The 21003-nt window shown below is 69.3% G+C and carries 26 protein-coding genes; 23 read left to right on the top strand and 3 right to left on the bottom strand.

The genetic code is table 11. The features are described from left to right. Nucleotides 1-115: 115 nt before the first annotated feature. On the bottom strand, nucleotides 116-871 hold the full coding sequence (locus tag ABZ707_RS30225; RefSeq protein WP_360181014.1) for a site-specific DNA-methyltransferase: 756 nt from the start codon (nucleotides 869-871) through the stop codon (nucleotides 116-118). A gap of 517 nt (nucleotides 872-1388) precedes the next feature. On the opposite strand from ABZ707_RS30225, the gene ABZ707_RS30220 reads away from it, so the two are divergent. The 17 genes from ABZ707_RS30220 to ABZ707_RS30140 all read left to right on the top strand — a co-directional run bounded on the left by ABZ707_RS30220 (nucleotide 1389) and on the right by ABZ707_RS30140 (nucleotide 15605). After that, the gene (locus tag ABZ707_RS30220; protein ID WP_360180975.1) at nucleotides 1389-2492 is read left to right on the top strand and encodes a C40 family peptidase; all 1104 of its coding nucleotides are present in this window, start codon (nucleotides 1389-1391) and stop codon (nucleotides 2490-2492) included. 125 nt (nucleotides 2493-2617) lie between these two features. Then, nucleotides 2618-2932: a DUF6112 family protein gene (locus tag ABZ707_RS30215; RefSeq protein ID WP_360181012.1), complete on the top strand. Its 315-nt coding sequence runs from the start codon at nucleotides 2618-2620 to the stop codon at nucleotides 2930-2932. 11 nt (nucleotides 2933-2943) lie between these two features. Next, a complete protein-coding gene (locus ABZ707_RS30210) occupies nucleotides 2944-3615 on the top strand; it encodes a hypothetical protein (protein WP_360180973.1) in 672 nt (223 codons plus the stop codon). Nucleotides 3616-3642: 27 nt separating this feature from the next. After that, on the top strand, nucleotides 3643-4971 hold the full coding sequence (locus ABZ707_RS30205; RefSeq protein WP_360180971.1) for an ATP-binding protein: 1329 nt from the start codon (nucleotides 3643-3645) through the stop codon (nucleotides 4969-4971). An 83-nt stretch (nucleotides 4972-5054) separates the two neighbouring features. Beyond that, the gene (locus ABZ707_RS30200; protein ID WP_360180969.1) at nucleotides 5055-6548 is read left to right on the top strand and encodes an SCO6880 family protein; all 1494 of its coding nucleotides are present in this window, start codon (nucleotides 5055-5057) and stop codon (nucleotides 6546-6548) included. Between the two features lie 78 nt (nucleotides 6549-6626). Further along, nucleotides 6627-6932, top strand: a complete 306-nt coding sequence (locus ABZ707_RS30195; protein ID WP_360180967.1) for a hypothetical protein — start codon at nucleotides 6627-6629, stop codon at nucleotides 6930-6932. A gap of 19 nt (nucleotides 6933-6951) precedes the next feature. Beyond that, entirely contained in the window at nucleotides 6952-7416 is a 465-nt protein-coding gene (locus ABZ707_RS30190; protein ID WP_360180965.1) for a DUF6238 family protein, read from the top strand. A 28-nt stretch (nucleotides 7417-7444) separates the two neighbouring features. Continuing rightward, the gene (locus ABZ707_RS30185; RefSeq protein ID WP_360180963.1) at nucleotides 7445-8950 is read left to right on the top strand and encodes an ATP-binding protein; all 1506 of its coding nucleotides are present in this window, start codon (nucleotides 7445-7447) and stop codon (nucleotides 8948-8950) included. 13 nt (nucleotides 8951-8963) lie between these two features. After that, nucleotides 8964-9527 (top strand): hypothetical protein, encoded by a 564-nt coding sequence (locus tag ABZ707_RS30180; RefSeq protein ID WP_360180961.1) that lies wholly within the window; start codon nucleotides 8964-8966, stop codon nucleotides 9525-9527. 45 nt (nucleotides 9528-9572) lie between these two features. Next, nucleotides 9573-9797, top strand: a complete 225-nt coding sequence (locus tag ABZ707_RS30175) for a hypothetical protein (protein WP_360180959.1) — start codon at nucleotides 9573-9575, stop codon at nucleotides 9795-9797. A 391-nt stretch (nucleotides 9798-10188) separates the two neighbouring features. Continuing rightward, nucleotides 10189-10764 carry a hypothetical protein gene (locus ABZ707_RS30170; protein ID WP_360180957.1) on the top strand — a complete coding sequence of 192 codons (576 nt, stop codon included), beginning with the start codon at nucleotides 10189-10191 and terminating at the stop codon, nucleotides 10762-10764. A 49-nt stretch (nucleotides 10765-10813) separates the two neighbouring features. After that, a complete protein-coding gene (locus ABZ707_RS30165; RefSeq protein ID WP_360180955.1) occupies nucleotides 10814-11308 on the top strand; it encodes a hypothetical protein in 495 nt (164 codons plus the stop codon). Between the two features lie 159 nt (nucleotides 11309-11467). Next, nucleotides 11468-11836 carry a hypothetical protein gene (locus ABZ707_RS30160; RefSeq protein WP_360180953.1) on the top strand — a complete coding sequence of 123 codons (369 nt, stop codon included), beginning with the start codon at nucleotides 11468-11470 and terminating at the stop codon, nucleotides 11834-11836. After that, nucleotides 11833-12174 (top strand): hypothetical protein, encoded by a 342-nt coding sequence (locus ABZ707_RS30155; RefSeq protein ID WP_360180951.1) that lies wholly within the window; start codon nucleotides 11833-11835, stop codon nucleotides 12172-12174. The genes ABZ707_RS30160 and ABZ707_RS30155 overlap by 4 nt, the downstream gene beginning before the upstream one ends. Nucleotides 12175-12250: 76 nt before the next feature. Continuing rightward, nucleotides 12251-12472 (top strand): hypothetical protein, encoded by a 222-nt coding sequence (locus ABZ707_RS30150; protein WP_360181010.1) that lies wholly within the window; start codon nucleotides 12251-12253, stop codon nucleotides 12470-12472. A 194-nt stretch (nucleotides 12473-12666) separates the two neighbouring features. Then, nucleotides 12667-13809, top strand: coding sequence for an AAA family ATPase (locus ABZ707_RS30145; protein WP_360181008.1), 1143 nt, complete (start codon nucleotides 12667-12669; stop codon nucleotides 13807-13809). Then, nucleotides 13806-15605 carry a hypothetical protein gene (locus ABZ707_RS30140; RefSeq protein WP_360180949.1) on the top strand — a complete coding sequence of 600 codons (1800 nt, stop codon included), beginning with the start codon at nucleotides 13806-13808 and terminating at the stop codon, nucleotides 15603-15605. Before ABZ707_RS30145 ends, ABZ707_RS30140 begins: the two co-directional genes overlap by 4 nt. Nucleotides 15606-16038: 433 nt before the next feature. On the opposite strand, the gene ABZ707_RS30135 is transcribed toward ABZ707_RS30140, so the two are convergent. Then, nucleotides 16039-16374: a hypothetical protein gene (locus tag ABZ707_RS30135; RefSeq protein WP_360180947.1), complete on the bottom strand. Its 336-nt coding sequence runs from the start codon at nucleotides 16372-16374 to the stop codon at nucleotides 16039-16041. 48 nt (nucleotides 16375-16422) lie between these two features. Here ABZ707_RS30135 and ABZ707_RS30130 point away from each other — a divergent pair, with 48 nt between their 5' ends. Further along, nucleotides 16423-16581, top strand: coding sequence for a hypothetical protein (locus ABZ707_RS30130; protein WP_360180945.1), 159 nt, complete (start codon nucleotides 16423-16425; stop codon nucleotides 16579-16581). A gap of 94 nt (nucleotides 16582-16675) precedes the next feature. Here the strand turns inward: ABZ707_RS30130 and ABZ707_RS30125 are convergent, their stop codons facing one another. Then, nucleotides 16676-17149, bottom strand: coding sequence for a hypothetical protein (locus ABZ707_RS30125; protein WP_360180943.1), 474 nt, complete (start codon nucleotides 17147-17149; stop codon nucleotides 16676-16678). Nucleotides 17150-17426: 277 nt separating this feature from the next. Between ABZ707_RS30125 and ABZ707_RS30120 the strand changes: the two genes are divergently transcribed. The 5 genes from ABZ707_RS30120 to ABZ707_RS30100 all read left to right on the top strand — a co-directional run bounded on the left by ABZ707_RS30120 (nucleotide 17427) and on the right by ABZ707_RS30100 (nucleotide 20979). After that, nucleotides 17427-17849, top strand: coding sequence for a hypothetical protein (locus ABZ707_RS30120; RefSeq protein WP_360180941.1), 423 nt, complete (start codon nucleotides 17427-17429; stop codon nucleotides 17847-17849). Then, nucleotides 17846-18628, top strand: a complete 783-nt coding sequence (locus ABZ707_RS30115; RefSeq protein ID WP_360180939.1) for a hypothetical protein — start codon at nucleotides 17846-17848, stop codon at nucleotides 18626-18628. The genes ABZ707_RS30120 and ABZ707_RS30115 overlap by 4 nt, the downstream gene beginning before the upstream one ends. A 752-nt stretch (nucleotides 18629-19380) precedes the next feature. Beyond that, the gene (locus tag ABZ707_RS30110; protein WP_360180937.1) at nucleotides 19381-20136 is read left to right on the top strand and encodes a hypothetical protein; all 756 of its coding nucleotides are present in this window, start codon (nucleotides 19381-19383) and stop codon (nucleotides 20134-20136) included. Between the two features lie 19 nt (nucleotides 20137-20155). Beyond that, nucleotides 20156-20569 carry a hypothetical protein gene (locus ABZ707_RS30105; RefSeq protein WP_360180935.1) on the top strand — a complete coding sequence of 138 codons (414 nt, stop codon included), beginning with the start codon at nucleotides 20156-20158 and terminating at the stop codon, nucleotides 20567-20569. Next, entirely contained in the window at nucleotides 20566-20979 is a 414-nt protein-coding gene (locus tag ABZ707_RS30100; RefSeq protein ID WP_360180933.1) for a hypothetical protein, read from the top strand. Before ABZ707_RS30105 ends, ABZ707_RS30100 begins: the two co-directional genes overlap by 4 nt. The last annotated feature ends 24 nt before the right edge of the window (nucleotides 20980-21003 follow it).

The raw sequence follows: 21003 nt of genomic DNA, 5'->3' as shown, positions 1-21003 counted from the left end.
GGTGCGAATTGCGGCTACTACAATCCGCGTGATCCCCGGTTTCGCTAACCGGGGATTAGGTGTTATAAATCCCCCGAAGCGGTCAGCCGTGGTCCGGTCCAGCGAAATGTGGGACTCAGGCGGACAGAACGAAGTCTTCCTGAGACAGGGTCTGCCGTACTGTTTCGGTCAGCCGGTCGGCAGCGATCTCGGCGTACTCGGGGGTCTTTTCAACGCCAATGAAGTCGCGGCCCTCCAGCAGGGCGGCGACGCCCGTGGAGCCGCTCCCAGCGGTGAAATCGAGGATCGTGCCGCCTTGGGGGCAGATCTTGACCAGCTCACGCATCACCGTCACAGGCTTTTGCGTGATGTGCTGCCGGTGCTTGCCCGAAGGCTGCGACGCCGAGTACAGACCGGGCAGATAGACGGGGTTGCGCGCACCGTCGATGGCCCCGTTGGAGCCCCAGACGATGAACTCGCAGGACTGCTTGAAGCGGCCCTTCTGCGGCCGGACCACGGGCTTGTGCCAGGCCAGGACACCGCGCCACAGCCAGCCCGCCGCTTGCAGCGCGTCGGTGGTGACCGGCAGCTGCCGCCAGTCGGTGAACAGCAGCGCGGTGCCACCGGTCTTGGTCAGACGGTGCGCCTCGGTCATGATCTGGGTGAGCCAGAACCCGTAGGACCGCTGGTCCATGGTGTCGCCGGTGAAGTCCGGGAGGGTGTGGCCGGCGTCGGCGGAGATGTACTTCTGCCGGGGAGTCCGCGTGGTGCGTTCCTTCGCGGTGCGCCCGCCGCTGTTGTACGGCGGGTCGGTGATGACAGAGTCGACGCAGTCGTCGGGCAGCCCGGAAAGGACGCTCAGCGCGTCGCCCTGATGGAGAGAAAAAGGCAAAGGTGTACCCCAATACGGTCGGGACAGAGGAGAGGGATCGGTAGTCCAGCCCATAAGCCGACGTTCCAGCTTATGCGGGCATGCCACGGCCTCGGCAAGTGAGGCCAGGGTGTGCGGGGAGGAACTAAAACTGTAGACCCGGATCCCCGGTTGAGCGCTATCGCGGGACAGATCCGCTTGGAACTAGCGCCCACGGCGGCGAATTATTTCGGCAACCGGTGATTCGGGTCTACAGTTTTGTATCTGCCCGGCGAACAGCGCCGATGGTTTCCCGAGCTCACGCCACCGTGGAGGTTCACCCTGCCCTTGCTCCACCTGAGCCGACCCGGCCGGGACGGGCCGCAAGAAGCAGCTCGCAGCCGTACCACAGCCGTTTGCTCCTCCTTGACCTGCCGCAACGGCCCCCGTTCCGCGCACCGCGCGGTTTCACTTCAGGGACGTACCCCGTGACAATTGCATGCCTCCTTTCAGCCGAACACCGCCCGCAGAGCGACGAGTTGCCGGGAGGCGGCCGGGGTTGAAGGGCGTAGCCGCCGCTGTCGGCGTTCTCTGCCTCTCCCCCCTTCTCCTAGCCGGCACCGCCGGCGCCCTGGTCGGCGGTGCCTCAACCACCTCATGCTCCGTGGGCCCCGCCGTCGACATCGACGCGGTCACCCGGCAGGTCGCCTCGATCCTCAGCAGCACGGGCTCGGATCCGCACGTCCATGTCGAGGGCCTGGACCTCCCCGCGGAACAGATCCCGAACGCCAAGGTCATTGTCGCCACCGGTATTTCCCTGCATGTGCCCCCGCAGGGACAGGTCGTCGCTATCGCCACGGCGCTTCAGGAATCCCGCCTGCGCAACCTGGTCTACGGCGACCGCGACTCACTCGGGCTGTTCCAACAGCGCCCCAGCCAAGGCTGGGGCACCCCCGAACAGATCCGTGACCCCGTCTTCGCAAGCACCAAGTTCTACACGGCACTGCTCAAAGTGAGCGGCTGGCAGCAGCTGACCGTCACCCAAGCCGCCCAGGAAGTCCAGCACTCCGCTTTCCCCGACGCGTACGCGCAGTGGGAGGGACTGGCGAGGGCGCTGCAGAAGGCCATCACGGCCGTCCTGCCGCGAGGCGGTACGGACACTGCCCCTTCCCCTGCAGCCGCCCTGCTCCGTGATTGTGAGCCGGGTGAAGACGGTTCGGGGTACGGGCCCTTCCCCGAGGGGACCGTACCCGAGGGCTACACAGTCCCGAAGGACGCTCCGAAAGCGGTACGTACGGCGTTGACCTGGGCGATGCATCAGCTCGGCACCCCTTATCAGTGGGGTGGTACCTGTACCGGTGCTCACGGTCCCGATCCGATGGGCCGCTGCGACTGCAGCTCTCTCATGCAGCAGGCGTACGCCCACGCAGGGATCAGCCTCACCCGCACCACCTACACCCAAATCAGCGAAGGCAAGCCGGTCCCACTCACCCACCTGCGGCCAGGCGACCTGCTGTTCACCCGCGGCACCCCCGCGCGGCCCGAGCACGTCGGCATGTACATGGGTCACGGCCTGGTGATCAACGCACCGCGCACCGGCCGTCCGGTTCGGATCGAGCCGGTCAACGACTGGCAGATCCTTGCCGCCCGCCGCGTCGTCTGACCCAGACACCGTTCCACGGTCGGCGTCCCGGCCCGCCTGGCTGGCACGCCGCAGCCGGCGTCCGCTTCCCTACTTCCGCCTTTCCCGTGGGCCTCATCCGGCCTGTACACGCAAGGAGTTTCGTTATTCCCATCCCTCCCGCAGAACGGCTTTTCCCTCTCGCTTACGACCCAGGCGTCTCGCCCAAGGGTGGTGGTCTTCCCGGCCTGGACGTACTGCGCACCGTCGTCAACTCGATCAATCTCTTCGGGATCGTGGCTGTCGTCGGAGCCCTTGCGGTATCCCTCGCGGTGTGGGCCTGGGGCCACCACACCGGCGGCCACCAAGCGGAAGCCAATGGGAAGAAAGGCGCGACCGTCGCGGCCGGCGCGGCGCTCGGCCTCGGCGCGGCCAACGGCATCGTCGAGTTCTTCTCCGGACTGGGGACGCAGATCCACTGATGCTCACCCACATGCGGACACCGCTCTCCAGTCTCGGCCTCCGAGGATCGGCCAACCACCGGGTCCTGATCGTCGCACTGGTCCTCACCACCCTCCTCATCAGCGCGGGCCTCGCCGCGAGCGTGACCGGCCGCAGCACACCGAACGACGGCAGAGGCGCTCCGCAGAGCAAGCCGAGCACTACGCGGTCCGACGCGATTCCGTCCCCTGCCCCTGGAGGGATGGGGTCAGTGCCCGAGCCTCCGCAGATCAGCGAACCTCTCAGCTATGCCAAGGCTGCCGCGGCGATGGTGTGGTCCTACGACACCCGCACCACCGGCCACGACCAGCAGCTCGCCGGAATGAACAGGTGGATGACGAGGGAAACCATTTACGCCGACTGGGCATCTGTCTCGGGGCAGGTGCCGGATCCAGTGCTGTGGTTGCGGATGGCTGACAACGCCCAGCATGCCAACGGAACGGCCGCCGAGGCCCACTATCCGTCCGCGTTCCGGCAGGCCCTGGCGGAGGATCCGTCCGCGATCACGGAGGCGTACATCTACGTCGTCACCGTCACTGGTAAGCAGCAGATCGCCTGGGCGAGCGGCGGCGGCGCCGAGGACCGCTCCGTAACACTCGCGGTCCAGTGCCGGCCTGCGCACGACTGCTCTCTGGTGTCCATCGCACCCCAGGTTGCCCCGTGACCGCCCGACCGTTGAGCAGGAGCCTTCATGGATTTTTGTGACCTCCCCCTCGCGGGCCATGTCTGCGGTGCGGCCGACGCGGTCGACTTCGTCACCGATCCAGGCCAGGCGATCGGTAACTGGATCGCCAAGTCCACCGGCGAACTGGCCGCGGTGGCCGCCGACTTCGCGGCGAAAGCGGTCAACTCCACCACCCGTGTCGACTTGAACGCGGCCTGGTTCCGCGACAACTACGAACTGATCCTTCCCGTCGGCCTTGTCCTGCTGGTCGCGACCTTCTGCGCTCAACTCATCCGCGCTGCTGTCCGACGCGACGGACAGGCCCTCACCCAGGCATTCACCGGCACCGCGTCCGGTGTCCTCTTCTCCTTCGCGGCCATCGCCCTGACCACCGTGGCCCTCGAAGTCGTCGATGCCCTGTCCGACGGATTGTTCAGGGCGGCGAATTCCTCTGTCGAGGACGCTGTGCGGCGCATCATCAAAGTGTCCGAGATCGCCGGCCTGTCCGGGCTCGGCTGGATGGTTCCCACCATCACGGCGCTCGGTGCCGCGCTCGGCGCACTTCTTTACTGGGGCGTGATGATGGTCCGCAAGGTCGGCATCCTCGTCCTGGTCACGCTGGCGGTTTTCGCGGGTGCGGGCGGGGGCTGGGAGGCCGCGCGGCGCTGGCGCAAGGGCTGGATCGAAGCCACCGCCACCCTCGTGGTCTCCAAGCTTCTGATGACGATCGTCTTCCTACTCGGCATCTCCGCCATGGGCCGAAGCGACGCGAGGGGCGGACTCACCGCCCTCGCAGATGTCATGGCGGGCATCATCATCATGATCATGGTGCTGTTCTGCCCCTACGCGACGTTCAAGTTCGTTCACTGGGCCGCCGAGGGATCCGACGGTGAGAACCTTCACCGGGCAGGCGGTGCTGGTGCGCAGTTGGCCAAGCAGCACGCCGAGCGTGTCGGCCGCAAGGCAGCCTCGATGGCAGCAACAGCCGGTACCGGAGGCGCCGCGGCTGGGGCGACCGCGGCGCCGCAAGGCCCCGACAGGGTACCCGGCGGCGACGGATTCCCTGGTGACATCGCAGCCAACCCGACTGGCGGCAGCCGGGAGAGCGGCACGAGCCTCCGGCCCGGCGGCGAGGTGCCGGAGGACGGACCGAAGAAGGTGGTTCAACCCGCACCGACCAGCCCGGGCCGTGACATTGGCGGACAGCTCGGACCTGCCGGCCACGGGGGCGGATTCATGTCACCGGCTCCGTCCAGTACCTCGCAGCGCCCGCAGGGCGCTGCGCCGGCCCCGGACTCCTCCAGCCGGTCAGCCAGCGGGCCTGCCGCCGGGCCGCCACCGCCCACAGGTAACTGACCTTCCACGCCACCGGGGTGGGACAGACCAGCGACTGTGCGTCTTGCCCCGCCCCCACCTGCCTTTTACGGAACGGCCCCTTTTTGTCGCAACTCGTCTCACCACTCATCGTCAAATTCCCGCACCGGTCCAGGCGTGGCATCCTCCTCGGGCTCTCCCTGCCCCAACTCGTCCTTGTCTCCTGCATGCTGGCTCTGCTGCTGATGACGATGGTCTCCACCGGGCTGTTCGGTGCCGTCGCCCTGACCCCGCTGTGGGCGGTATCGGGTGCGCTGGTCGCGATTCGCCGGCACGGCCGCTCCCTGGTCGACTGGGCGCCGATCGTCGCCCGCTACGCACAGCGCCGGCGCACCGGCCAGACGCTCTGGCTGGCACGGCCCGTCACCCGGCCCCGGCAGGATGGCGTCCTTCACCTCCCCGGCACGGCCGCCTCCCTCACTGTGGTCACGCCCGGTGACTCCGCCAGCGGTGGCGCGGCCGTGCACGACCCGCACCGCCAGACGCTGACCGCCGTCGCCCGCGTCACCAGCCGTGCCTTCGCCCTCCTCGACCCCGCCGCTCAGAACCACAACGTCAGCAGCTGGGGACGCGCACTGGCCGGTATCGCCCGCACGGGGCACGTCGCCGCCGTGCAAGTGCTGGAGCGCACCGTCCCCGACAGCGGCGACACGCTCACCCGCCACTGGACCCAGACCGGGCAGTCCCAGACCCCGGTCGCCGGGCAGATCTACTCCGACTTGGTCGCCTCGGCCGGCCCCGCCGCCGCCCCGCACGAGACGTACCTCGCCATCTCCCTCGACCTCAAAGCCGCCCGGCGCCTGATCATCCAGGCCGGCGGCGGGCTGCCCGGGGCGTTCACCGTCATGGAGCAGACCACCGCGTCCATTTCCCAGGCCGCCCGCGATGCCGGACTTATCGTCACCGGCTGGCTGACCTCACGGGAGATCGCCGCCGTCATCCGCACCGCCTACGACCCGAAGGCGCTCGCCACACTCCAGCAGTGGTCCGAAACCGGCCGCGCCGAGGCCGACCCCGCAGCCGCCGGGCCCGTCGTCCAGCTTGAGGAGTACGACCGCCTCGCCACCGACTCCGCCCGGCACGCCACCTACTGGGTGGAGAACTGGCCGCGCATCGAGACCTCCGCCGGGTTCCTTCACGGGATCATGTTCACGGCCGGAGTGCGGCGCAGCCTGTCCCTCATCTACGTGCCGCAGGGGTTCGAGTCCGCGCTGCGGGACGTCCAGCGGAAGAAGGCGCAGATCATCGCCGACGCCAACGAGCGCGCCCGCCGGGGACAGGTCGACAGCGAGGCCGACTCCGTCGAGTACGCCGACGTCAAGCAGCGTGAACGCCAGCTCATCGCCGGCCACGCCGACGTGGCCCTGACCGGACTGGTCACCGTCACGGCCGAGACCGACACACTCCTCGACGCCGCCTGTGCGCAGATCGAGACCCACGCCGTCACCTCGGGCGTCGACCTGAGACGACTCGCCTACCAGCAGCCTGAAGCCTTCACCCTCGCCGCCCTTCCCCTCGCACGCACCGACACCCAGAGGAGATACCGTCTCGCGGCCTGACCCGGCCCTTCCGAAAAACTCTCTTCCACCGCGACCGCCCTCTGAAAAAGAGAGGGCCCGCTCTTCAGAAAGGGCTCTTTGAGCATCATCGATCCCGCGACGGCCGCCCGGGTCTTCGCCCTGGCCGCCGGCCTCCCCTTCCACCCGACCGAGCACGGCCAGGCGACCTTCGTACCCCTCGGCGGCGGCTTCCAATACCGGGTGATCGTTGAAGACGGCCACCCCGCCCGCATCGACTGCCGCAGCGGCTGGGCCGGAGTCGAATGGCTCACCGCCCACGCCACCGCAGACCAGGACCACCACCTGCGCACCGCCCTGGAACGCCGTCAACAGGCCACTCCACCACCGCACGGCCCTGTCTCCCAGCAAACACACCGCCGCTGACCTGCCAGGAGGGACCACTGTGAATTCTCCCCGCACTCCGGAGACCGACTCCTCCCCCTACCTGCGCGCCGCGAGCGCCGGCATCCGCCATCACACCCACGCGTACGCCGCCAAAAACACCGACACACCACCTGCGGACCGCGTCCATCTCGACGCACTGCACACTCACCTCACCACGCTGCACCAGCTCCTCGACCACTTGACCGAAGCCACCCGGCCACCCCATCCGGCAGCGGGCCATCGCCTGGCCACCGCCCACACCCGCCTGTGGCAGGCCGCCACCGAGATCCACTCGGCCTTCCACCTGCTGCCCACCAACACAACGGCAGAGACCGACGTGGCGAGCGCGTGCCACCCGGAACGGCTGCCCGAGGGGCCACCCGTACTGACCATCTGCCAGCGCCACCTCACCGCCAGCCACATCATCCGGCGCAAGACCACACCCACCGACCTCCGCACGCACACCACCGCCTGCGCGCGATGAGTACCACCCGCAGAATCGAGGGCCTGCGATGAGCCACCGGCCCGCCCGCCGCGTCTCTGTCTCCGCCAGCCCGCTGTTCACCCCCCACGAAACCGACCGCGCCAGCCGCAAGGCAGCCCGTCGCCAGCTCTCCGACGCCACCGCCATGGCCCGCGCCGAAGCCCGCCCAGCAGAGAGCACACCCGCCGAGCACAAGACACCCACCCCGCTCTACCCCCCGAGCGGACGCCCCGGGCCCGCCTCCGCCCGCCAGAACCGGCTGAAACTGCCCGCCCACCGCATGACGACCGCCGTCGCCGCCGGCGCGTATCCCTTCTTGGCCGAGGGCGGCCTCGGTGCCGAAGGCATCTACATCGGGCGCGACGTCCACGCCGAAGCAAGCTTCGTCTTCGATCCGTTCGCGCTGTACGGCCGCGTCGAGGGATTCACCAACCCAAACGCGTTGCTCGCCGGGGTGATCGGCCAGGGCAAGAGCGCGCTCGCCAAGAGCTTCGCCCTGCGTTCGGTGGCCTTCGGATACCGCGTCTACGTGCCGTGTGACCCGAAGGGCGAGTGGACGCCGGTGGCGGAAGCCCTCGGCGGCCGGTCCGTCGCTCTCGGCCCCGGGCTGCCCGGGCGGCTGAACCCACTGGACGCAGCCCCGCGCCCGGAGAGTGTGTCCGAGGCCGACTGGGGTGGCGAGATCCGCAAGCGGCGCTTGCTCCTGCTCGGTTCCCTGGCCCGGACAGTCCTGGGCCGGGACCTGATGCCCATGGAGCACACCGCCCTGGACATCGCGCTGGACGCCGTCGTCACCCGCGCCGCCGACACTGGCCGCACCCCGCTCCTCGGCGATGTCGCCGCCACCCTCAACAACCGCCGTGCGCTCGACGACGCCGCCGGGATGATGTCCGGCCAACTCAGCGACGGGGCCCGTGACCTGGCTCACGCGATGCGCCGTCTGGTGCACGGTGACCTGGCTGGCATGTTCGACGCCCCGTCCACCGTGGCCTTCGACGCCAGCGCGCCGATGCTCACCATCGACCTGTCCCGGCTCGGCGGCTCCGGCGACGACACAGCGCTGGTCCTGGCGATGACCTGCGCCTCTGCCTGGATGGAATCCGCCCTCTCCGATCCGTCCGGCGGTCGGCGCTGGATCGTGTACGACGAGGCGTGGCGGTTGATGCGGCACGTCGGCCTGCTGCAGCGGATGCAGGCCCAGTGGAAGCTCAGCCGCGGTCTCGGCATCGCGAACCTGATGGTGATCCATCGGCTCAGCGACTTGCTGACCGCCGGCGACGCCGGTTCTCAGAGCCGGGCTCTGGCCGAGGGGCTCCTCGCCGACTGCAGCACCCGGATCATCTATCGCCAGGAGACCGACCAGCTCCACGCTGCCGCTTCCCTGCTTGGCCTGACCTCCGTGGAGATGGAGGCCATCGCGCATCTCAACCGCGGCAGGGGCCTGTGGAAAGTCGCGGGTCGGAGCTTCATCGTGCAGCACCTCCTGCACAGCCACGAGCTGGCGCTCTTCGACACCGACGCCCGCATGCACTGAACAGAAAAGGCCCGTGAAACCCGACATCCAGCGCGAACTGATACCGCGCGACTACGCCCTCCACCTTATCGGCGCGCTCAACGCGATGAAGGGCAAACTGCTCAACGCCGCCCAGCAGTGGGAGCTGCTGGGCGAGAGCGGACATGTGCCAGCCGTACCCTCCTACACCGGGCTGCTCCAGCATGCCGCCGACGCGCAGGACCTGTCCTGCGACGTCGTCCGGCTGGCTGCCGATTTCGCCCGGAGCCCTCACAGTACGAACCGCGCCGGACGCGCCGTCCTCGTCCACCTCGCGACGGCGGCCACTCTGTCGAGCCTGGCGGCGCCGCGCTTCGCCGACACCGCGGAGACCGACCTCTCCCTGTCGGTCAGTCCGATCACCAGGCAGTATCGGGAGAACTCCATGGCCATCGACCACGCCACGGCGCGCGCCTTTCTGCGGCGCACATCGGAATCTCTCTACAACGCGATCGAGGAACTCGACGCCCACCTCGACTTCCACCGCTTCTTCCCAACGCCTTCCCGTCGGGAGAGCCCGGCGCCTGCGCCGCCCAGGCCGAGCGCTCGCCACCGCTAGCCCACGCCGGAGCATCCGAGCCCGCATCGCACCGCAAGGAGTCCCTTGAACCGCCCTGACCATTTCAGCGACGCCGACTGGGCCGAATACCAGCAGTGCCAGGCAGAGCACGATGACCTCATGGCACAGGTCGCCAAACGCAAAGCCCAGATGGAACACGACCTGGTCGACGCCTACGACGAGTACGAATTCGACTTCACCCCTCTTCCGGGGCCAAAGCCCGGCCCCGCCGTTGCACCACGCACGTCTGCCTGCGGGCCGAGGCGGTGAACCCCAGGCCAGGAGTCCCAGCGTGGCCGTCCCTCGGCAGGGAGTAACTGTTCGGTGTGCCGTACGCCGGGTGCGACGGAGATCTCCTGCCGTGGTGCCTGCACTGCTGTACTCAGATGGTCGCTCCATGCTCGCCAGGCGACACCTGCCCCTACGTCGATCTCGTTAACAGCGAGAACCGAACCGGTCTGCAAGGACGATCACGATCACCTCCCGCGGCTGCCCGGCTCCGAAGAGGGAGGGAAGGCGGTTGCCCGCCCTTCCCCGACAGTGATGCGGCGTGCCCCAACCGCACAGCCGCTGTGGCAACGGCCTTCAGAGTCGCCGCAGGCCCGGTCTCAGCCCGTCACGGCCAGCAGCCCCACGCTCCCCTCCCCCTTACGGAACACTCATGGCTCTAGACGTCGACAACCCTGATGACCTGCTGCGTCTCGCCGGACGCATCTCCAGATACGCCCGCCGGCTACCCGACCCGCGCCTGCACGCTGACAGCGTCGTCGCCGCGCATATCGAAGACCAGATCGCGTCCCTCGCCGACCTTCTCACGACCCTGGCGTACGAACTCACCTACCGGCAAGCAGAAGCAGCCCGGGCCCCCCGCCGGCACACCCAGGTCCACCGCCGGGGCACCGCCGCTCTGGCCCGTGTCGCTCAGCCTGTAGGCAACGCCCTCGGCGAGCTCGGCGCAGTCGTGGAACAGCTCGGCTTCCTCCACGAGATCGCCGAGTACGCCCCGACCCCCGAGCACGCCGACGCTGTCCGCTCCGCGAACGAGGTCATTGGCGACCGCCTCAGCAGCGCCCGCTCCCATCTCAATGCCGCGGCCCAGCAACTCGACCAGGACGCACACCGCCTTCTGAAACCGCGCGGCGACCGCAAACTCACGCGCGGCGCGGCCCTGATCCAAGTCCCCGCTGCCGTCTCCCATCTCTCGCCCGCACCGCGACCACCCTCCCAGATCCGCTGACCCGGCCCTGCTACCTCCAGGAGTTCCCCTGTCCCATCCTGATTTCGAGGTGTACGACAACGTCGGCCGTACCACCGAGCAACTCCATGCCCACCGCACCAACAGCCCCACCAGCGACGACCTCTACCGCTGCGCTGCGCGCGACGCACGCGGATTCTCCGACTCCCTGACCCTGGCCGAGGCAGGGCAGAGCATCACCGCCTGGACCGACCAGCTGCACCGCGTCCGCAGCGCGGCGGAGTTTCAAGCCGTGACCGAAGCGGTCCTGGGCGATGGTCACAGCGCGCTCGGCGCCCTGCACCAGTTCCTCGAAGCCGCCGCCGAGTGGTGCGAGCGCCATGCGGAACCGGAGATCGCCCGCGGGTACAACGCCGGGGCAAGCCACTTGGACGGGCTCGGTACCCAGCTTGCCTACCTCGGCGAAGACCATCTCGCCCGCACCTACAACCCCTTGCCAGCCTCAGCTCGTACGGCACCGACCCGTGCCGCCTCGGCGCCACCACCCTCGGCTGCGGATGTGCTGTCTCGACGCCCGTACCGCTGACCTGCCGCCGAAGGAGTCCGACTCTGTCGACCCGATCGTCATCGGCCACCCAGTCGGCACGCCCAGCCTCTGACCCCCCTCAGAAAGGATTCACCCCTGTCTGACCATCACTTCCATATCGGCGCTCACCCCCACCACGGGTTCGTCGCCACCGCGACCGTGAAAACGCCCGCGTACCTGGCCGAGTGGTTCCTCGTGCGCGAGCAGTTCGAGCGGGTCCCTGGAAACACGGCCGGGTTGTACCGACTCACCAATCCAGAGACGGACGGGCCACGGCGTACACGGCAGGCAGTCCTCGATCTGCGGAAGATCGGCTTCCATGTCCAGGCCGATCTGTCCCTCGACCCCGCCCGCACGACGGACCACCGGGCCCGTATCGCGGGGGCCGCCGCCGCCCGCTCGCCCCAGCGCGGTCCCGACCTCACCAGCACACCCCTCGCCGCCAGGCTTGAATCGCCCGAGCCGGCCCATGTGCCTCCCGGCAGAGCCACGCGACCCGGCGGCCACAGACACGGCAGACGGGCGTGAGCAGTGCTTTTGTCCGCATCCTCCGTGGGCGTGGTGGTCAGGTCGAGGTCGAGGGCGCTCTCGACGATCTCGCCGCCGGCATCCTCAGACGGGCCGGGTTCATGACTTTCCCCACCCTGTCCGGCCAGTGGATCCGCTTGCCTTTCGACATGGGTGAAGCCTGGGAGAACCAGCACGCGTCCTGGGCCGCCGACATGCTCACCGCCGCCCGCTACCCGGTCGAACTCGACCCCGCCCTGCGCCCGTCAGGCATCAGCACCGCATCCGCCTCCGCGCCCCGGGGCGAGGCCGCCATGACCGCGCAGCCCCCTCCCCCCGGACACCGTCGTAGCCACTGACCCCGAGGGAAGACTCATCCCTGCCGCCACCACCGATAGGAGATCCGCCTTGTCCGAAGCACCAGCAGAGCCGTTCATGACGATCCGGCACACCATCACCGGCGAGATCACCACCACCGGCTACAACGCCGCCGCCCGGCGGATCCTGCTCCAGGCCGGCTTCGAAGAGACGCCAGGCTGCGCCTGCCGAGCGACGGAACCCGGTATGGAGCGGACGCACGGGCCTGCTCGGCAGCCAGCGAGCTGCTCGTCGCCGGCCATCTCCTGCACCTGGACCGAGCCCTCGGTCGGCCGGTGAGCGCCGACGGTACGCGCCGGTTGGCCGGGTCGCCGATGTCGGCGCAGTCCGTGATCCGCTCCGAGAGCGGCCAGCCTCTCCAGCCCATCGCCAGCCCCGCCCGCACCCGCACCTGTTGAAGGGGCCTCGTTTTGACCACACCCGGATCGCCTACCAGTCCAGCGCGCACCAAGGGCGGCGAACTACGGGCCAAGGTGGCCCGACTGCTGGCCGACCGGCCGGCGGACACGCTCACCATCGGGGACATGGCCGGGCAGCTGGGCCACTCCCACGGCGCCGTCCGCAACGCCGCCCTCACCCTGGTGCGACGCGGCGAGGCCGACCAAAGCGGGACCGGGCAACCGGAGTTCCGCGCGAACGCGAAAACCGCCGCAGCCGCGCAGACCGCTGTGATCAGCCCACCGGGCACCCACTCTCCCCGCGCCCAGGCGGCCACGGCCCGCACGACCATTCCCGCAGCAGCCACGCCCAGGCAGACCGGCCCGATCCGCCGCGCGGGGGGCCAGGTATACCACCCCCGGGAGCTGGCCGATCTGCCCGACGTCGAGGCGTTGAATCGCTTGCGCGACTCCGACGTGCCGGTGCTGCTCTACGGCCCTCCGGGCACCGGCAAGACGAGTCTGGTCGAGGCGGCGTTCCCGGACCTGCTCACCGTCGCCGGTGACGGCGACACCACGGTCGGCGACTTGATCGGCGAGTACACACAGGACGACGCGGGAGCCTACGTCTTCCAGTACGGTCCGCTGGTCACCGCGATGACCGAGGGCCGCGCCCTGCTGATCGACGATGCCACCTTGATCTCACCGAAGGTCCTGGCGGCGCTGTATCCCGCGATGGACGGGCGCAGGCAGATCCAGGTCAAGGCCCACAAGGGCGAGACCATCAAGGCCGAGCCGCGCTTCTACGTGGTGGCGGGCCACAATCCCGGCGTCCACGGGGCGGTCTTGACGGAGGCGCTCGCGAGCCGGTTCAGCGTGCAAATCCAGATCGGCACGGACTATGACCTCGCCCTGGCGCTGAGGATCGATGCCCGGGTGGTCCGGGTCGCCCGACACCTCTCCCGCCAAGTCGAACTCGGCGAGCTGGGCTGGGCCCCCCAACTGCGAGAGCTGCTCAGCTACCAGAGGACCGAGGCCGTTCTCGGCACCAAAGCCGCGCTGGCGAACCTGGTCGGCATCGCTCCTCTGGAGGATCGCGACGCCGTCGCCGCTGCCGTCATCAAGGCTGTCGGCGTCAAGGAGGTCGCTCCCCTCACCCTCGGCAAGCAGCTTTCCGCCTCGGCCGTCCGGCAGCCCCCGGGCAGCACCGGCTCCGCGCTCCGGGGCCGCTCGCGATGAGCGCCCACCACCACGTCCAGTCCCCCGCCACCACGCCGGACGACAACGCCGACCTCGCGCGATGGGACGACGACGGCGCCCCGCCCGCGCAACCCCGTTCCTCCCCGGACGCGTGGCTGCGCGTGGGAGCCGAACTCGGCGATCGGCTGGTCGCCCTCTCCGGCCGCCAGGACCTCCTCGTCACCTGCCGCCCCGGCACGCGCAGCGGCGCGCCGGCCGCGTTCTTCCCCACTCTGGGCCAGGTCGAGTTCGACGCCGGCCTGTTCGCCCCGCTCCAGCCCCACGAGATCCATCCGCGGATCGTGGGCGACGAGGAGCGGTATCCCGCCGCCTGGGGAGTGTTCGTCCACGAGGCCGCGCACGCGGCCCACTCCGTCTGGACGGCGCCTACCGGAGCGGACCCCCGTGTCGTCGAGGCCGCGCTCCTGCTGGAGGAGAGCCGTGTCGAAGGCGCACACCTGATCACGCGGCCCACGGACCGCACGTACCTGCGCACCAGTGCCCGAACCCTGGTCATGCCCGACATCGCCCACCCCAGCCTCCAGGGCATCGAGCACGCCGCCGGCGTGGCGGCCCTGGTCCTCGGCCGCCGTGACGTCGGCATCCTGGATGTCGGCGAGACCCGGGCCGTCGCCGATCTGTGCGAAAAGGTGCTGGGCGCAGACCTGCTGGCCACACTCACCCGCATCTGGACCGCAGCCCACCAGTGCGCCGACCACGACGCCACGACCATGCTCGCGCACGCTCAAGAATGGTGCGACGCTCTGGACACCGCGGCCCCCGCCCTGCCCGTGCCGGAGAACCTCACCGATCTGCTGTCCGGCGCCGTGGGGGTCGTCATGGACAGCACGGCAGCCACCGACGCCGCCGACCTCGCGGCACAGGCCGCAGCGACCAACGCCATGGCCGCGCAGTCCAAGGCGCAGGCTCAGGACCGCGCCCAGCGGGCCGGCCAGCGACGCAAAGCCGCCGCCACCGCCAAGTCGGTCTTCAACGCCCGTGGCACCACCGTCACCCCTGACGGCACACCGGCGCCCTACGGCAACCCGGTCACCGGCACCCGCAGGCCCACCGCCGCCGAGCAGAGTGCCGCCGCGCGCCTGAGCCGCGCCCTGCGTGCCGCCGCCTACCGCGAGCGGACCGAGGAGCGGACCACCAGCCCCACCCCGCCCGGCCGCCTCAACATGCGCGCGGCCCTCGCCCGCGACGCTCAGCGCGCGGCCGGGTCGGTCCCCACCGCGGAACCCTTCACCCACACCCGCCGCCGGAACTCCCCCACCCCACCGCTGCGTGTGGGTATCGCCGTCGACGTCTCCGGCTCCATGCGTGCCGCCTGCGCGCCCGTCGCGTCCGCTGCCTGGATCATGGCACGCGCAGCAGCCCTGACCGACCCCGACTCCCTTACCGCCACCATCGCCTATGACATGCACCTGACCGCATTGACCCGCCCCACCCACCGAGCACCAGAGCGCGTGACGACGTTCGATGCCAACGGCGGCCACCACAACCTCGGCGACGCCATCGACGCACTCGACCACGGCCTCGAACTCAGCCGCCCCGGCGCCGGCCGCCTCCTCGTGATCGTCACCGACGCCCGGTACGGCAGCGACGAAACCGCTCAAGCCGTCACCCGCGTCAAGCAGCTCACGACCGCCGGCTGCGCCGTACTCCAGCTCACCCTCACCGCGGAGTCCCGCCACTTGCCGGGGACCACCTTGCTGCACCTGCCCCAGCCCTCCAGCGCTCCCGTCGCCATCGCCACGGCGGCCACAGACGCCATCCGCAGGACACGCTGAGACGACGCAGAAGACGGAAAGTAGGAACAACCACGTGGCAATTGCTGGCAAGTCCGGCTATCAGAACATGCGGAATGGCCTGTGGTTGCAGCGTCAGGAGATTTTGGAAGTCCCAGGTGGCACGCCTGATCCACTAGGCCGCGTCTGACGGGTTATGCGGAGCCCGGGGTGCAGATGCCGAACATCACTCTCTCAAAAACTGATCACAAGTGGCCGGCAAATGACGGACTCGACGGAGGACGCCAGGCGATCGGCCGGGAGCCGGGAAGCGATAGCCCGGTCCTCAAATCGCTGGCTGTACCGGCCGCCGCTCGCCGCCCAGCGGCGCCGCTGTCCACCACGTCTCTTGCATGGCGAGAGCATGAGCCGGGCCAGTCCCTGGCGGGAGTAGGCGGCTCAGTCGTCGTGGGGAGTCGGCTCGCTCACGATGGGCTCACCTGCGGCTGACTTCTGCGGCATAGTCGGCGCCGAAGCCCTGGCTCACACGGTTCCAGTTATCTCCGGTGGATTGGTGGAAGCCGAGCAGTCGGCTGATGACGACGGCGGGCAGTTCCGAGGCGATGTCCATCAGCGACGAGTGGCGTGCGAGCTGGGGTGGCACGCCGATCGCCTTCAGGCGTCGGCCGAGGGTGTGCGGGTCGATCGGCTGCCCGGGGTAGAGGCTGTGGAACAGCCACTTGGGTTCCTCGATCGGAATGGTGGCCGCTCGCCCGTTCCGTCGCTCGACGAGCTGGCGGATCAGGTCGTCGAGCGGCGTGGGGATCTCCACAGGGACGCGACCAAGCTGCAGAGCGAGTGTGTCGCTGCGGTCGATGACGTGCTCGATGGTGAGGCGGCTAATGCGGCCGACGGGCTGGGCGAACAACAGCAGGAGCAGGCCGGCGGCTCGGTCGACGACCTGGAGCTGTCGTCGTGGGCGAGGCGGTGGACCAAGGCCCAGCGCTGGTCCTTGCTGATGATGCGCGCGGTGAAGTAGGTACTGATCACCGGTGCGGTCAGGGGGCGGCTGTGGCCGCGCCTGCTGGTCCAGAGCAGGAATCCGCGGACCGTGGCGCGAGTGGTGGCCGGACTCAGCCGGTCGCAAGTGCATCGGTGCCCAAGTCCAGGCGCATCGCGGCCTGTACTTGCGCCAGAGCGTCCATCACCTCACGAAAAACGCGCTCACACTCCTCATCCCCATGCGCCACGCCCGCGCCCGTCGCATCCCTTAGCCGGCGCACACTGCGAAAATATGTGAGAGCCGGATCGACAACTGCCCCGGGGGCAAGGACTTCCAGTTGGTAGCGCAGTTCGTAGCAGCCAGCGAACTTCTGACGCGCGATGAGGACACGCTCGGCGTCGGGCACCGCGCGGTCCAGAATGATGAGTGCCAGCTCGCCGCGTACCTGGGAGAGCGCACCGAGGTAGGCCCCATACAGGTCACGCTTACTCCGCCTCCACTCACCGATTGCCTCGCGGCGATCCTTGCGGACTTCCACGAGCACGGTCGAGCCCATTGCGATGGCGGCGCCGAGGACTGTGGCAAGGAGTGTCATCCATTCCATCCCGGCACCCTAAAAGAAGGCAGCGGTGCCCGGTAGTGCGCATTCAGCGTGGCTGGGACAAGAGCGGTCTCCCTCCGTCGCGGACTTCTGAAATCACTGGTCAGAGAACCGACTTGTGCAAGGCTTGGATAGACCAGTTCGTCACGCGCCATCAGCGGCGGCCACAGAATTCCCCGGTCGCTTATAGCCGACGAACCCCGGTTAGCGAAACCGGGGATCCTGAAGACCATTGAATCCTCCCCACCGCCACCTGCGCTGTTCGTGGAAGGACTCATCTGTGCCCGGCCCCGTCTCCCGCCCGCCGTATGTGCCTGCCGACATCCTCACCCCCGAAAGGGACATCACCCACCGTCACTTCACGCCGCGTGACGAGATCGTGATCCTCAAAGGCGCGGCCGGCAGGCAGTTGTGGGGCGAGAAAATGACGGTCGTCACCCCGTCGTGGCACACCCCTACCGACGAGGACGGGTGGCGACTGCGCAACCCCCACGGCGGCGCACGTACCTACATCACCGGCCACCCGCGCTATCTCGTCCACTTCTCCCGCCGCTGCCCCGACTGCCTCATCCACCTGCGGGCCATGGAGGACTACCTGCTGCCCAAACTCACCGGCGCCACCGGCCCGGTCGACTGCGGCTGGTACGCGCTGACCGACCTGAACCAACTGGTCCACGCCGCCGACGCCCGGAGCGCCCGATGACCGGCGACAGGCCGCCCGGGCGCCACGCCCTCCTGGACCAAGTACGCGCCAAAGCCCGCTCCGTAGCGGTATCCGGCGGCCACTGGCCCAGCACCCTGGCCAGTCTGCTCGGGAAAATCGGCGCCACCTGGCAGGAATCCGCCGACGTGTGCGGGGACGTCGCCTGGCAGGCCCGTGCCGACGGACACAGCGCGCTCCTCCTGCTCGAACCAGAGCAGATCACCCGCCCCAGCACCGAACCCGTCACCGCCCGAACCTATCGGCACGTCTACCTGGGAACCCTGCGCTACGACTTCCGGTGCCGCACCATCGAGACCCTCCTGCACGCCCTGCCCGACGGGACTGCGGACGAACTCGACTGCTACAGCCGCGCGCTCGGCGTCTTCGCACTGCTCGGCCAGTCCCGCACGACCGGATACGTTGGCATGGAACAGGTTCTCGGCGAGGCCGGCGACCACATCAAAACACTGCATGTGCTGCTGCACGGTCTATGGCTCGGACACCATCTGCCCGGCCGGGAGGAGCACATGCTCCGCCTACTGGCCCGCCCACCGTTCGCCGCCCGTGCCGATCCGATCGCCCTGTTCCGCGAGGCAGCAGCCCGCCGCCGCCTCGGACAGCACCACAGGGCCCTGGAAGCGATCGACCACGCCCTGGACCTGCTGCCGCCGGGCGATGTGGCCGTGCACGCGGACCTCGTCCGGGAACGCTCCCTCATCACCGCCGCCCACGACTGGCAACGGCTCACCATCCACGCCGCCGAGGGGAATCAGCGGTGATCCTGCGTCTCCATCCTGGCGGCGTCGACTCCGCCGAGGCCCTCGCCGATGCACTCGGCCGGCCTGTCAGCGACCAGGAACGGCTAACCGACCATACGGTGGTCGCGTTCAGGCATGAGCGGCACCGATATCTCCTCGACGACGAGCGCGTGTTCTGGACGCCGGCCCAATGGGCCGCGCACCTGAATGGCGACAACCGGCATGATGTCGGCCGCCGGTCCGAAGGCCGGCTTCCCATCTGGCATCTCAGCGTCCGCCTGGCATCGCACGACCGCACCCTCACCGGGCCCGAGTGGTCAGAAATCGCGCAACGGCTCGCCCGGGCCGCCGGCATCACGCGTCCGGGCGACCAACAAGGATGCCGCTGGGCCGCTGTTCAAGGGCAGCCCGGGCAACTTGACCTGCTGGACGCTCCGGCCATACCGCCGGCACCAGCCGCGCAGCCAGCCCCAGGCCGTGGGCGTCCGGTTGACCCGTCTGCAGAAAGCTTTCCTTCTTGGCCCTGGCTGACCGGCAGCTGCCCCTGCAACGTGACGGCCACTCCGGTGAGGTCCGCGCCCGCGGAGGCGATCCGGTACATCCGCGGCGACCCCGCTGACCGGCACGAACGGCACCCGCGACGCACCGCGTGCCGCGGCGACGTTCTGGCCGATGACCACGAACCTGCCCGCCTCCCGCGCCGCGCGCTCCCGTCGGCCCGGGCGCCGCGCCGGCCCGGCGGCGCTGAATCCCCCCTTTGCTCTGAGGAGACCATGCCCGACCCTCGCGACACTCGCGATCTCGAATCGTTCGCCATGGCACTCGCCGACGAACTCCCCGGCCAGTGGCGCAGCGAGTACCACCGGCACGCCGTATACGACGACCAGTTCTCCCTCTCCGAGGACGTCTGGGACATGAATCTCGTCTCGGCCGCGATAGCCGAATACGTCCTGGAGCACGATGCCGTGCTCACGCGCGACGACGGCGCCCGCCTCTACGTCACCGGCCGCCCGCGCCAGGACGAGGAGTACCTCGTCGCCGTTATGGCCCCAAAAAATGTTCCGGAAGCCTTCCGGGGCGTGCGTGAACCGGACGGCATCGCTGTTCCGGACGACCCTTTCCGCGCGGCGGATGACATCACCGCGCATCTGCTGCCCCGCTACGACAAGGCGCTCGCCCAGGTCCAGCACAACGCCCAGAGCTTGGCCCCGCGGGCGGCTGCCCCCTCCGGCGGGGCCGACCAGGTGGTGATGACGTGGGCCGACGACGGGCGGCTCGTCGCCCGGCCCGCGAGCGAGACCGCCGCCTCGGTCCTGCGCGAGACCGGCTTCGTCTACGACAAGCGGCAGCAGACGTATGCGCTCTCCGGAGATGACACCGCCACCCAGGGCCGCTCGGTGCGGGCCGCCGGTGCCCGTCTGTCCGCTCTCGGCATTGGCGTTGTGATCCGCAACGCGCCCTCGAAGCCCGCCCTGGACACCGCCACCCAGGCCGCGCCGACACCGGCCAAGCCCGCCCGCACCCGATGACCGAAGGAGGCACTGGCCTGTGAGTCTGGCCGATGAGACAGGAACCGACGTGGAAATCTACCGGCGCCACGGAGACGACGGCGTCTACGCCGACAGCCATACCGGAGCCCCCGAACAGCTCCTCGCCCTGCTGGACCGTCTTGGGCTGGAACGCCACACCATGCCCCACGCCTATGTCTGGCACCGAACTCCCGAGCGGCTGAGCGATCCGGAAAAGATACGCATGGCCAGCCGTGCCGCAGCTGTGCTCGCCGCCACCGGCTACCGCGCGAACATCGACCCGGGCGTATTCGACCGGCCCGCCTACGACACGGCCGTCGCCGAACTCACCGCGCGGCGCAGAGCCGTCCGCACTTCCCCGGAACCCGCTCCACCGGCCGCGAGCACTCCCGTATCCCGGCCGCTGCCCCCGACCATCCGGAGGAAACCGTGAACCTCGCCGACGAAAACGGCACCGACGTGGAGATCTACCGGCGCTACGGGGGCGACGCCATCTATGTCGAGAGCCGTACCGGAGCACCCGACCGACTCGTCGAAACCTTGGACGACATCGGGACGACGCGTCACACCGACGGCCCCTACACCTGGCGTCAGCTGCCCGTTGACGGCTTCACCGAGGAGGAAGTGCGCCAGTCGGCCACGGGTGCCCTCTTCATTCTGGCCACGGCCGGCTACCGGGCCAACATCGACCCCGCGCTCTTCGACCGGGCCACGTACGCGGCCCTGCTGGACCACGCCGCCGACCGGCGCGAGCATTATCGCCGGCTGGACGCGGCCCGCTCTCCCCGCCCGGCGCAGCCGGAGGCGTCACCAGGCACAGCGGCCGGCGGGAAACGCCGGTAAGCACCGCCCCCGCTGCAGCCGATA

This window comes from Streptomyces sp. NPDC006923 (assembly GCF_040635655.1).
GTDB lineage: Bacteria > Actinomycetota > Actinomycetes > Streptomycetales > Streptomycetaceae > Streptomyces.
This window is presented reverse-complemented; position numbering and strand designations above follow the sequence as displayed.

What these genes read in the sequence shown, in the direction of transcription:
- ABZ707_RS30110 (WP_360180937.1), top strand. Translation starts at nt 19,381, where the DNA reads ATGCCCGACCCTCGCGACACTCGCGATCTCGAATCGTTCGCCATGGCA.
- ABZ707_RS30115 (WP_360180939.1), top strand. Translation starts at nt 17,846, where the DNA reads ATGACCGGCGACAGGCCGCCCGGGCGCCACGCCCTCCTGGACCAAGTA.
- ABZ707_RS30125 (WP_360180943.1), bottom strand. Translation starts at nt 17,149, where the DNA reads ATGGAATGGATGACACTCCTTGCCACAGTCCTCGGCGCCGCCATCGCA.
- ABZ707_RS30140 (WP_360180949.1), top strand. Translation starts at nt 13,806, where the DNA reads ATGAGCGCCCACCACCACGTCCAGTCCCCCGCCACCACGCCGGACGAC.
- ABZ707_RS30185 (WP_360180963.1), top strand. Translation starts at nt 7,445, where the DNA reads ATGAGCCACCGGCCCGCCCGCCGCGTCTCTGTCTCCGCCAGCCCGCTG.
- ABZ707_RS30205 (WP_360180971.1), top strand. Translation starts at nt 3,643, where the DNA reads ATGGATTTTTGTGACCTCCCCCTCGCGGGCCATGTCTGCGGTGCGGCC.
- ABZ707_RS30170 (WP_360180957.1), top strand. Translation starts at nt 10,189, where the DNA reads ATGGCTCTAGACGTCGACAACCCTGATGACCTGCTGCGTCTCGCCGGA.
- ABZ707_RS30150 (WP_360181010.1), top strand. Translation starts at nt 12,251, where the DNA reads ATGACGATCCGGCACACCATCACCGGCGAGATCACCACCACCGGCTAC.
- ABZ707_RS30210 (WP_360180973.1), top strand. Translation starts at nt 2,944, where the DNA reads ATGCGGACACCGCTCTCCAGTCTCGGCCTCCGAGGATCGGCCAACCAC.